An 11,660-nucleotide genomic window follows, 5' to 3' on the forward strand; every position below is an offset into this window, starting at 1 on the left:
TCCCGCCGGCGGGTGGGTCAGTGCCGGGTCCGGTGTTCAGCCTGGCCTGCTGTTTGCCGGGCCGCAGCCGGGAGGGTGCAGCAGGGTTCTTCGCCCGGGCGGCCGGCGGGCGCAGCGGCGGGGGCGGTGTCGTCGTTCGCCGTGCAGCAGCCGGAGGCGGGTTGTCGGGGTGCGGGGACGCGCCGGTGGTGGCGCCAGTAGGCGGTGATCACGGCCAGCACCGCGAGGGCGGCCAGGGTGGCCAGGATGGTGGTGTGGGCCTGGATGAAGACGGAGGCGGTGGCGGAGAAACCGGCCAGAGCGCCCGAGGTGGTGCTCATGGAGGTGCTGCCGGCGGTGGCGGGGGTCCACCAGTACCAGGTCAGATACGCGCCGGTCAGGACCAGGACGGCGGCGGTGACGCGAGGGCCGTAGCGGGCCAGCGCGGTGACCTTCCGGGTGAGGGCGGACCCCGCGGCCGCGGTGGTCAGGGAGATGAGCAGCAGGACGGTGGCGGATCCGGCGGCGTACACGGCGAAGAGCAGCAGGAGACCGGCGTAGCTGGCGGTGGCCTGGGCCTGGGCGATGACGGCGAGGAGCACGCCGAAGGTGCAGGACAGGGACGCGGCGGCGTAGCCGATTCCGAAGACGGCCATGCGGCGGGCGGTGGGCGGGCCTTCGGCCGCCCGGCCACCGGAGGCGGGCAGCCGGAGGGTCAGGGTCCGGCCGGTCAGCCCGGCCAGGCCGAGCAGCAGCAGGATGACGCCGGTGGCCAGCCCGAGCCAGGGGGCGGCGGAGATGAGGGCGCGGGCTCCGGCGCTGACGACGAGCCCGGCGGCGGCGAGCGTTCCGGCGAAGCCGAGGGTCAGCGCGACACCGGAGCGCAGCGCGCGGCCGAGGCGCACGGGCAGCGGTGAGGTGTCGGTGTCGCCGAGGGCAGAGGTGATCCAGGCGGGCAGCAGGGCGAACCCGCAGGGGTTGACCGGTGCGATCATCCCGGCGGCGAACGCGAGGGTGAGCAGGCCGTTCACTTGGCGCCCGCCTTCTCCAGGGCGGCCTGGATCGCCTCGGGGCCGGGGTCGGTGGCCCGGTAGGTGACCTTGCCGGCCGGGTCGACGACGATCAGCGTGGACAGCGCGGCGACCTGGTACCGCTGGGAGAGCGTGGCGTTCTTGTCGATGACCGCGGGCAGTTGGGGTGCCTTGATGTAGTCGAGGAACTGCCGGATGAGCTGGGGTGATTCGCCCGGGTCCATGTCCACCGCGAGGACGTTCGCCTTGCCGTTCAGCTCCTTGCCGGCCTTGGCCAGGGACTTGGCTCCTTCGGAGCATTCGCCGCAGCCGACGGAGAAGAAGAACACCGCGGTCGGCTTCTCGCCCGGCACCTGGATCTTCTCGTCGCTGATCGTGGTCACCTCGGTGCCGTCCTTGGACACCGACCCCTTGGCGGTGCCGCCTGCGGCGGTGGTCTTGGCCGGGGTGGTCCCGGTGCCGCAGGCGGTGGCGCCGGCCGCGAGGGCGGCAGTGGTGGCCAGGGCGAGGAGGGTGCGGCGGCGGGGCGGGAACATGGTCATCGGGAGCGGGGGCCTTTCTGGTCGGCCGGGGTGGGCGAGCGGTCCCGGTCGGCGGAGCGCGTGGTGGGCGGGCAGCAGGCACTGCGCCGTGCGCGGTGGCGGATGACGGCGGTCACGGCGGCGGCCAGGGCGAGGACCGCGGCGGCGATCACCCAGGGGTTGCCGAGGATGCCGCCGACCGCGCCGAGGGCGCCGGCGGCGATGAGGGCGGGCCCGGCGCAGCAGGCGATCATCAGCAGGGCGGCGCCGATCCCGGCGCCGGCCAGGCCGGCGCCGGAGGGCTCGGAGTTGTTCCGGCGTGGGGGCCGGTGGGTGGCGGGCATGGCGGTGGTGCTCCTTGCTGGGTCAGTCCTGGCTGTCGGGGATGCGGGTGCAGCAGGACAGGGCGGCGGCGTTGTCCGCGGCCAGCGAGCGGGCCAGGATGATCAGGTCGGCCACGCGCGGGTCGCCGACGGAGTAGCGCAGCTTCTTGCCGTCGCGGCGAGCGGTGACGTAGCCGCAGTCGGTGAGGCAGGACAGGTGCACCGAGACGCGGGGCTGGGAGATGCCGGCGTAGGCGACGCAGTCGGCGGAGGTCCGCTCGCCGCGAAGGATGTACTCCAGCAGCTTCAGCCGGGTGGGGTCCGACAGGGCGCGGAAGAACTTCGCCACCGTGTCCAGATGGGTACACGGCATCTCCTGCGGGCCCTCCTGAGTGGAAGGGGCGGGGGCAGTGACGCGGTCGGACATGCGGGCCTCCACAACTGGAATTATTCGCCTGGCCGCATAGTATGGTCGTGGTGAGCTATTCGGCAAGGCGCATAGAAGCGGTCCCGGTCACACGGGACCCGGGACGCGAGGAGGTGCTGCGGTGAACGCAGCGGACAACGGCTACGACCTGGCGGTCATCGGCTCCGGCGGCGGGGCGTTCGCCGCCGCGATCGCCGCCCGTCGCAAGGGCCGCTCGGTGGTGATGGTCGAGCGCGGCACGACCGGCGGGACGTGCGTGAACACCGGCTGTGTGCCGTCCAAAGCGCTGCTGGCCGCCGCCGAGGCCCGCCGCAGCGCGCTGGAGGGGCAGCGTTTCCCCGGCATCCGGACCGAGGCAGGGCCGGTGGCCTTCGACGCGCTGATCGACGGCAAGGACAAGCTGGTCCAGGAGATGCGGGCGGAGAAGTACACGGACCTGGCCGCCGAGTACGGCTGGGACATCCTTGAGGGCACCGCTCGCTTCACCGGCAGCCCGGACAGCCCCGCCCTGGACGTGGCGCTTGTCGGCGGCGGCAGCCGCCGGATCGAGGCCGCGCACTACTTGATCGCGACCGGATCCGCTCCGTGGGCGCCGCCCGTGGACGGCCTGGAGGAGGCCGGTTACCTGACCTCCACCACCGCCATGGACCTGGACGTACTGCCTAAGAGCCTGTTGGTCCTGGGTGCCGGGTATGTCGGGCTGGAGCAGGCTCAGCTGTTCGCCCGCCTGGGCGCCAAGGTCACCGTGGTGGCCCGCAGTCGTCTGACCTCCGGTGAGGAACCCGAGATCTCCGCCGCCCTGCAGGACGTCTTCGCGGACGAGGGCATCACCGTCCACACCCACACCCGCCTGACCGCGGTGCGCCGTGACTCGGGCGAGGTCGTGGCGACCGCCCGCACCGGCGACGGCCGCGAGGTTCAGCTGCGCGCCGACGAGCTGCTGGTGGCCACCGGCCGCCGTCCGGTCACCGACGGACTCGGCCTGGAGGCGGTTGGAGTGGGGACCGGCGAGCGGGGCGAAGTCGTCGTCGACGGGCATCTGCGTACGGCCAATCCGCGGATCTGGGCGGCCGGGGATGTCACCGGGCACCCCCAGTTCGTCTACGTCGCCTCCGCCCACGGCGCGCTGATCGCCGACAACGCGTTCGACGGTGCCGGGCGCACGGTGGACTACCGCCACCTGCCCAGGGTCACCTTCACCAGCCCGGCCATCGCCTCCGCCGGCCTGACCGACGCCGAGGCCGTCGCCCAGGGCTACACCTGCGACTGCCGCGTCCTGCCGCTCGAGTACGTGCCGCGCGCGCTGGTCAACCGCGACACCCGCGGCCTGATCAAGCTCGTCGCCGACGCCTCCACCGGCCGCCTGCTGGGCGCGCACGTCTTGGCCGACGGCGCCGGTGACGTCGTCGCCACCGCCGTCTACGCGCTGGCCAACCAGATGACGGTGCAGCAGATGGCCGACCTGTGGTGCCCCTACCTGACCATGGCCGAGGGCCTGAAGCTCGCCGCCCAGACCTACACCCGCGACGTCACCAAGCTGTCCTGCTGCGCCAGCTGAAACCGCCGGGAAGGATCGATCATGAGTGGGAGCCGGACGCGGCCGATGACGGTCGGCGAGCTGTCCCGCCGGACGGGGGTGCCGGTCAAGACGCTGCGCGAGTACACCGACCTCGGGCTGATCTACACCCTGGGCCGCAGCCCGGCCAACTACCGGCTCTACACCGCCGACGCGCTGTGGTGCGTGCGGTTCATCGGCGAGCTGCGTGGCCTGGGCCTGACCGTCGCCGAGATCCGGGAACTGACCACGGCGTATCTCGACGGCCCCCCCGGGCCGGTGGGTTCGCACCTGGCCGAGCTGCTGCACCGCTCCCGCGAACGGCTGCGCCAGCGTATCGCCGCCCAGCAGCAGATCCTGGACCGGATCGAGAAGTTCCAGGTCGAACACCGGGCGGACCTGGCGGAGGGCGACCTGTGCTGGGCCGGCGACCCGCAGCGCACTTGACCCTCACCCCGGGGGCAGACCCTACGGTCGGCACGCATCGGACCCATCCACCCAAGGAAGGAACGCGGTCGTGGACACCGACACCCAGGACTTCGCCCCCCGCTTCACCGACTCGCTCACCAGCGCTCCCGGCCTGGAACTGGCTCTGCTGCGGCCCCTGCTGACGCTGCTGGCGGCCGGTGAGCCGGTCACCGTCGACCAGCTCGCCGCCGAAACCGGCCGCACCCGTGAGGAGATCCGCCAGGCGCTCGCGGCCATGCCCGACACCGAGTACGACACTCAGGGCCGCGTCACCGGCTACGGCCTGACGCTCAACCCCACCCCGCACCGCTACGAGACCGACGGCCGCACCCTGTACACCTGGTGCGCGCTCGACACCCTGGTCTTCCCCGCCGTCCTGGGCCACACCGCCCAGGTGACCTCCCCCTGCCGCGCCACCGGGGAGCCGGTGCGGCTGACCGTGCCCCCGGACGGGCCCACCAGCGTGGAGCCAGCCGGTGCGGTCGTCTCCCTCGTCGCCTGCGAGACTCCGGCCTCCATCCGCACCAGCTTCTGCAACGAGATCCACTTCTTCACCAGCGCCGCGGCCGCCGAGGACTGGCTGGCCGGCCACCCCGGCTCCCGAGTGCTGCCCGTCGCCGACGCCTACGCCATCGAACAGCCGCTCATCCACCAGATCCTCACCGGCACCTCCTCGTCCGGCTGCTGCTGAGCACCCCCAGGGGTGGTCGCGGCCCGCGGCCACCCCGAAGGGGGCCGACAGGAAGGAGAGCACCATGAAGACCACTGCTGATCTGCTCACCGACGCCGTCATCGCCCCGGTCGCCGGGTACGCGGCGACGAAGGTGATGGAGCCGGTGAGCATGAAGCTCTACCAGCTCGAATCCGACGAGACCCGCCGGCGTGAGGACGCCGCCCGGCCCGGCTCCCCCTCTCAGATCGCCGCCGACAAGACCCTCGGCCTGCTCGGCATCCACCTCGACGACAAGGCGCGGGAGCGGGCCGGGACGGCGTTCCATTACGGGCTCGCCATCAGCTGGGCTCCGGTGTACGCGCTGCTGCGCCGCACCACCGGCCTCACACCGGTCGCGGCCGGACTCGCCTCCGGAGCCGCGATGTCGCTGATCGTGGACGAGGGCATCACCCCACTGGCCGGCTTCTCCGCCCCCAACCGGGACTACCCGGCCGTAACCCACCTGCGCGGCTTCGCCGCCCACCTTGCCTTCGGCATCGCCGTCGCCGCCGTCACCGAAACCGCCTGGACCATCCTCGGCCGCCGCCCCGTGCACTGACAGCCACCGGCGGCCCGGCCGGCAGGCTCACTGTTCCCCGTCCTCGTCCACCCCGGCTGCGTCCGGGTCACGCAGCGGCCGCAGGCCCCCGCCCACGGGGGTGGAGGCGCGGAAGCTGTAGCGGCCCAGGCAGTTGAGGTTCGCGTGACGCAGCGGGGACAGGCGGGCGACATCCTCGTCCAGGACGTCGTACTCCCGCTCCTCGGCGGGCAGCGCCCGCAGCTCCTCTACGGCGGCGTCCAGGTAGCGGGTCGTCCACAGCACCGCGGCGTTCAGGACCAGGCCGAGCGCACCGAGCTGGTCTTCCTGGCCCTCCCGGTACGCCTGCATGATCTGCCCGCGCTTGCCGTGGCAGATGTCCCGGGCCAGCTTGTGGCGGGACTCCTGCACGGTGAGCTGCCGGTTCATCTGCCTGCGGTAGGTGTCGTCCACCGGGTCGACCACGCGCAGCAGGTGCAGCGTCTTGGCGATCCGCCCGTACTCGGCGAACGCCTGCCCCATCGGGGTCGGGCGGCCCTCGCGGCCGAACATCCGCAGCAGGTCGTACGCGCGGACCTGCCCGGTCACCAGGGAGCCGGCCACCCGCAGCATGTCCGGCCAGTGCGTGACCACCTTGCCCAGGTTGGCCTTGTTGCGGGCCAGCGGCTCCAGCGGGCCGTAGCCGCCGGTTTCGACACCGGGCATCTCCGCCCGCCAGAACCGCTGGTCGGCCAGGTCCCGGAACCGGGGCGAGAAGTTGTAGCCGAGCATCGAGAACAGGCCGAACACCATGTCGGAGTACGAGGCGTTGTCGGTGGCGACCATCTCCGGCTTCACCCCGGCGTCCAGGTTCAGCAGGGTGTCCAGGATGTGCAGGGAGTCGCGCGGGGTGCCCGGCACGACCATCTGCCCGATCCCGGCGACCTGGTCATTGACCGCGTTCAGCCACGTGATCCCGCGTTTGAAGTGGTAGTACTTCGGCGAGGGACCGGCGTTGATGGTCCGCTTGGGCACTACGAACCGCAGCCCGTCCACCGAGGCCAGCAGGCCCTCACCCCAGTGGGAGACGATCGGCACCCGCGCCTGGGCCTCGATCAGCTTCGCGTTCGCCGCGGCGATGGTGTCGGCGCGCAGGTAGTACTGGTCGACGTGCACCAGCCGGCCCCGGGTCAGTGCTTCGTCCTCGGGGTCGATGACGGGGGTCAGGCCGATGTTGCACGCCTCGGCGACCGGCAGCGCCACCAGGGAGGTCTTCAGGTTCTCCATGCGGGTGCGGCCGTCCCCGAGGTGCACGAACGCGTCCAGGAACCCAGTCCAGGAGTCGACCTCGAACAGCAGGTCCGGCAGGTCGATCTTCGGGAGCATCGCCGCGGTGGTCTTGCGCAGCCACCGCAAGGACTTCGGCTCGCCGACCGCGCCGAGCCGGTCCACGTTCAGCTTCAGCCGGCCGCCTGGCTGCACCTCGAAGCTCAGCTTCGCGTCCTGCCCGGCCTCCTCCAGCCGCTCGGCCATCAGCTGCCAGGCCGCGTCCAGCGCCCGCACCCGCCCGGCGAGGTGTTCCTCGACCGGCTCGTCCAGGCTCAGGCCGTGCAGGACGTCGTCGGCGACGGCCTCCCACTGCTTGCCGGCCAGCAGCCGCGCCCGCGGGTCGGCCCACCGGTTCGACGGCGAGGCGAACACATTCCGGGAGTTCAGCGCCCTGTACAGCTGCTCCAGCACGCACACCACGTACGCGTCGCGGTCCACCGCACCCTCGGGCAGCTCCGGGTTGGAGTACACCGCCGACCGCCACGCCGGTGGCACCAGCTTGGCGTCGATCTCACGCGGCAGCAGCGGCTTGACCTTGACCTTCCGCCGTGCGAGCGCGGGCAGCCGCCGTACCGCCTCCAGGATGCGCTTGCCGGCGGAGGCTGCGCCCAGCGCGGGCGACTCCCCGAGCAGCGACAGGAACGGGCGGACGGTGTTGTAGCGGGTGGCCAGCAGGCGCCGCATCTCCGCCTCGGCCTCGTCGTCTCCCGGCCCGATCATCTCCGCCGCCAGCTTGGACGCGGCCTCGATCTCCGCGCGGGGGCCGATCTCCGTCTCCAGTGCCCGCCACATCGCGCCCGGATCGAAGTCCGTGGCGCTCTCGGCGATCAGATCCAGTTGCTCGCTCCACAGCCGGAACACCCCGTCGACCATGCGGAACGCCTTCACCACCCGGGCCCGGCCCGCCACCCACTCCCGGTCTGTCGCCCGCCGCGCGGCGCTGATGAGCTTCACCTGCATCAGCAGCGCGAACAGATCCAGCGCGTCATCGATTGCGGATGCTTCCAGGTGACGGACCACCGAGGTCAGCAGCGCGGTGCGCTTCGGCTCCGGGGTGCGCTCCAGGTTCGGCGCCTTCGACCCCAGCCCCGTACGGGCCAGGGACGCCAGCCGGTTCGGCGGGACCTTGTCGATCCGCACCCGGCCCAGACGGAACGCGGCGATCTCATCGACCCGCTCCAGCGCCTTCGCCATGCTCGTGCCTGTCGTCCGCGTCGGCGGCCGGCGCAGCCGCTCCAGCTCCGACACCCGACGGCCCTCCGGAACATCCAGCAGCGCCACCAGGTCCGCCGGCAGTGCGCCGTCCGCGCGGCGCGCGGCCCCCGCCACCGTGGCGTACAGCCGCTGCTCGGCCGTGCCCCGCACCTCGGCCACCTGCCGGGCCAGCACGCTCACCCCGGGCAGCAGCACACGGTTGCGCCGCAGCCAGCCCACCGCCTGGTTGAACAGCGCCACCGGCCCCTCGGCGGCCGTCCACGCCCGCCCGTGCAGAAACGTACGGAACTTCCGCCCCCACTCGCGATCCTCGAACTGGTGGTAGCCGTAGGCGTCCCGGATCTCCCACGCGTGCTCGTACGCCGTCTTCAACCGCTCGGTGTACCGCTTCACGCACGAGGCGTCCTCCACGCCCAGGTGCTCGGCCAGGTACTCCACCACCGGCCACGGCACATCCAGCGGGTCCTCCAGGAACAGCCCCAGGTAGCGGACCGTGCACATCTGGAGTGCGAACCCCAGACGGTTGTGGTCACCCCGCCGTTTCCCGATCAGCTCGCGATCGACGTCGTCGAGGTAGAAGAACCGCTCCAGCTCCGGACGGGTCGGCTCCTCCACGAACCGTCCGTACGCTGCGGCCTGCTCATCAGTCAGAAATTCCACCGGCACCCGGCGGACGGTAGCCCCACGCCACACCGCTCATACGATCTTTCTCCGAACCCCAGCAGCCAAGTGGATCATTGTGCTAGGCGGACAAGATCATCCCTTAGCGCCAACGGCTGTTCCATTGTTCCCCGAGGCCGAAAACCAAGACACTGACCATGGGTGTGCCCGTGGTCGGGGAGGTGATCGCCCTGCATGGCGCCACTGACTCCGACGTGCTCGCCGACGCGGCTGGTTTGGAGAAGTTCTCCTCTCATCCTCTGGGCACGGCGATTAGGAACGCCGCGGCCGCCAAGGGCGTCGCCGCGCACCGTATGGACAGGTTCGTGAATGTCGCCGGACGCGGTGCCAGCGCCAAGTGCCTGGTGTGCGCCACCAGGGACCACGCCATCGGCAACCTGGAGCACATCGGCGCCAGCGCCGAGACATGCGATGAGGTGCTGGGTGAAGTGCGGCGGCTCGAGATCGCCGGGCAGACCGCGGTGCTGGTCAGCGAAGGACGCGTCGTCATCGGCGTGATCGGTATCAGCGACCGGTTGCGTCCCGAGGCTCCGGACGTGGTCGCCGCGCTGCACCGGTTGGGCGTGACGTCGGTGATGCTCAGCGGTGACAACGAGGCCGCGGCGCGTGCGGTAGCCGAGCAGATCGGCATTGCCGAAGTTCACGGTGGGTTACTGCCCGAGCGGAAAGCCGAACTGATCGACCGGCTGCGCACAATGTATGGGGGAGTGGCGATGATCGGCGATGGTGTCAACGACGCGCCGAGCCTGGCCCGCGCCGATGTCGGTATCGCTATGGGCGGCGGATCCGATGTGGCGATCGAGGCCGCCGATGTCACGCTGATGAACGATGCGATCGTCACGCTCCCCTACCTGCTGGGCTTGAGTCGGAAAACGTTCGGGGTGGTCAGGCAGAACGTGTACGGGTCACTGATCGTCAAGGGATTAATCCTACTCGCCGGCATCACCGGGCTGGCCGGCCTGGGCGTCGCGGTGGCCGTCGACGCGGGCACGGCGATTCTGGTGGTCCTCAACGGACTACGCCTGTTCGGCTACCGCGGCGCGGCGGTGACAGCGGTATCGACTCGATGACGCTTGCCGGTCGTTGCTGCCGCTCACTTCGTCGTCTTCAGAGCGTGCCGGCGTGCCACTGGGCACGCCGTACCCTGAGCGCATTGCTGGCGGACAGAACCCAGCAGAAACTCGCGAACCCCGCCGATTGTTCGGTGGCCGGCCGGGGGTTGTCGAGGACGGTGCGGCATCGGACGTCAGGTGTTGGGTGTTGAGTGTTGGGTGTTGAAGTCTCACCCGTGCACGGCACGGGTGCCCTGTACCGTGGCCAAGGTCGGTGCCGTCGATGCTGGCACATGTGCTTTGGCATCCGGCGGAGCGAGCGCCGCCGCGAGGGCGGCGGTCCCGGTCAGGGGCATAGCGAAGCTCACCCCGGCTCACCGAGAGCGAAACCCACGACAGCAACGGGCCGTTACCTGTCAAGGCGAACCGGCCGCCGAATGGCACTCGGGCCCGCACCGCTTCGGTGACCACCCAGGCCCCCGCAATCGACAGCGGCGCGGCGGAGGTGCGGCTGAGCATCGCAGGTCAGCGCTCCGAAGACACCGACCGCCATCGCCTCGACGGCGCCGAGCGCCAGCCCGGCATCGACGCTCACCGAGGGCAGCAACGGCAGGAAGAACCCGGGCCCCGGGAGATGGCCGAACCCGATCCGCCGGGACCGGTGCGTGACCGCAGCGGTGAGCATCGCGATTGCGATCGGCGCAGGCCCCAGGCCATACGCGGTGGGCAGCGGCATACAATGTCAGCCCGGCCCCGATCGAAGCCGTGCGGAGCCCACACCACCGGCCCCGGTCTTCGGCGCCAATGTGCCGGCGCGGCCGGTGCCCCCAGGTCCACCGGGGACCTCTTCGAGAGTCATTGCCGGCGTACCGCGGGGGTGGGCGGGGTCAGTTCAGCCCGGCGTAGGAGTGCAGGCCGGAGACGACCATGTTGATGACGAACAGGTTGAACAGCATCGCTACGAAACCGGCGATGTTGATCCATGCGGCGCGGGTTTCGCGCCAGCCGGCGGTGGCGCGGGCGTGCAGGTACGCGGCGTAGATCACCCAGGCGATGAACGAGACGGTTTCTTTCGGGTCCCAGCCCCAGAATCGGCCCCAGGCGGCCTCGGCCCAGATCGCCCCGAGGATGACCCCGGCGCCGAACAGTGGGAAGGCGAAGATCGTGGTGCGGTAGGCCAGGCGGTCGAGGGCGCGGGCGTCGGGCAGGCGCGCCGTCATCGTCGCCAGCCGGCTCCCGGGGCGGTGTTCGGCGCGCAGCGCCAGCAGAAACAACATGCTGGCCACCCCCGAGACGAGGAACACCCCGCTCGAGACGGACACCACCGACACGTGGATCGGCAGCCAGAACGACTGCAACGCCGGCACCACCGGGGCGGCGTCGGCGTAGAGCACGGTGCCGGCGACGAACAGCAGCACCAGCACCGGGAGCAACGCGAACATCCACACCACCCGCAGCGCCGGGCGGCGCAGCACGATCAGACCGGCGAGCACCCCGATCGCGGCGGTGACGGTGACGAACTCGTACATGTTGCCCCAGGGGAAACGGGCGGTGGCCAGCCCGCGCAGCACCATCGACCCCACGTGCAGGATCCAGGCGACCACGAGCACGCTGATGCCCATCCGGCCGAGCCGGTCCGACAGCTCGCGCCCGGTCGGCGTGATCACCCGGCCGGGCCCGGGGGCTGCCGGGGGGACAGCTGCGGCGGGGACGAGGGTGGGGTCGGTGCGGCGGGTGCGGACCGCGGCGAATTCGGCGACGAACAGCACAAACGCCAGCAGGTAGACGGCGAAGGCGGCCTCGAAGCTCAGGTCGGAGTAACGGGCGAGGGTGTCGTCGATCGGCATGGC

Annotated in this window: 11 protein-coding genes; 5 read left to right on the forward strand and 6 right to left on the reverse strand. The window is 71.4% G+C overall.

Annotated features, from left to right (window positions below; translation table 11 throughout):
- Positions 1-17: 17 nt before the first annotated feature.
- From QNA09_RS24595 to QNA09_RS24610, 4 genes are read right to left on the reverse strand one after another with little or no spacing between them, the layout of a single operon-like run.
- Positions 18-1,010, reverse strand: a complete 993-nt coding sequence (locus QNA09_RS24595; protein ID WP_006554629.1) for a cytochrome c biogenesis CcdA family protein — start codon at positions 1,008-1,010, stop codon at positions 18-20.
- The gene (locus tag QNA09_RS24600) at positions 1,007-1,552 is read right to left on the reverse strand and encodes a TlpA disulfide reductase family protein (protein ID WP_006554630.1); all 546 of its coding nucleotides are present in this window, start codon (positions 1,550-1,552) and stop codon (positions 1,007-1,009) included. The genes QNA09_RS24595 and QNA09_RS24600 overlap by 4 nt, the downstream gene beginning before the upstream one ends.
- Positions 1,549-1,875: a hypothetical protein gene (locus QNA09_RS24605; protein WP_006554631.1), complete on the reverse strand. Its 327-nt coding sequence runs from the start codon at positions 1,873-1,875 to the stop codon at positions 1,549-1,551. The genes QNA09_RS24600 and QNA09_RS24605 overlap by 4 nt, the downstream gene beginning before the upstream one ends.
- Positions 1,876-1,897: 22 nt before the next feature.
- A complete protein-coding gene (locus QNA09_RS24610) occupies positions 1,898-2,281 on the reverse strand; it encodes a helix-turn-helix transcriptional regulator (RefSeq protein ID WP_039958748.1) in 384 nt (127 codons plus the stop codon).
- 121 nt (positions 2,282-2,402) lie between these two features.
- Here QNA09_RS24610 and merA point away from each other — a divergent pair, with 121 nt between their 5' ends.
- The 4 genes from merA (at position 2,403) to QNA09_RS24630 (ending at position 5,575) form a co-directional block, all read left to right on the forward strand.
- A complete protein-coding gene (gene merA / locus QNA09_RS24615) occupies positions 2,403-3,839 on the forward strand; it encodes a mercury(II) reductase (protein ID WP_006554633.1) in 1,437 nt (478 codons plus the stop codon).
- A gap of 21 nt (positions 3,840-3,860) precedes the next feature.
- Positions 3,861-4,283, forward strand: coding sequence for a MerR family transcriptional regulator (locus tag QNA09_RS24620; protein WP_006934806.1), 423 nt, complete (start codon positions 3,861-3,863; stop codon positions 4,281-4,283).
- A 70-nt stretch (positions 4,284-4,353) separates the two neighbouring features.
- Positions 4,354-4,995, forward strand: coding sequence for an organomercurial lyase MerB (gene merB / locus QNA09_RS24625; RefSeq protein WP_006554635.1), 642 nt, complete (start codon positions 4,354-4,356; stop codon positions 4,993-4,995).
- 64 nt (positions 4,996-5,059) lie between these two features.
- Positions 5,060-5,575 carry a hypothetical protein gene (locus QNA09_RS24630; RefSeq protein WP_006554636.1) on the forward strand — a complete coding sequence of 172 codons (516 nt, stop codon included), beginning with the start codon at positions 5,060-5,062 and terminating at the stop codon, positions 5,573-5,575.
- Between the two features lie 27 nt (positions 5,576-5,602).
- Here QNA09_RS24630 and QNA09_RS24635 read toward each other — a convergent pair whose 3' ends face one another.
- Positions 5,603-8,743 (reverse strand): Tn3 family transposase, encoded by a 3,141-nt coding sequence (locus QNA09_RS24635; protein WP_040273213.1) that lies wholly within the window; start codon positions 8,741-8,743, stop codon positions 5,603-5,605.
- Between the two features lie 146 nt (positions 8,744-8,889).
- On the opposite strand from QNA09_RS24635, the gene QNA09_RS24640 reads away from it, so the two are divergent.
- Positions 8,890-9,828, forward strand: coding sequence for a cation-translocating P-type ATPase (locus QNA09_RS24640; protein WP_228287239.1), 939 nt, complete (start codon positions 8,890-8,892; stop codon positions 9,826-9,828).
- A gap of 869 nt (positions 9,829-10,697) precedes the next feature.
- Here the strand turns inward: QNA09_RS24640 and ccsB are convergent.
- Positions 10,698-11,657: a c-type cytochrome biogenesis protein CcsB gene (gene ccsB / locus QNA09_RS24645; RefSeq protein WP_119699266.1), complete on the reverse strand. Its 960-nt coding sequence runs from the start codon at positions 11,655-11,657 to the stop codon at positions 10,698-10,700.
- Positions 11,658-11,660 lie beyond the last annotated feature (3 nt).

Origin of the sequence: Rhodococcus sp. AH-ZY2 (assembly GCF_030916465.1) — a bacterium.
In the GTDB taxonomy this organism is placed as follows: domain Bacteria; phylum Actinomycetota; class Actinomycetes; order Mycobacteriales; family Mycobacteriaceae; genus Rhodococcus; species Rhodococcus ruber.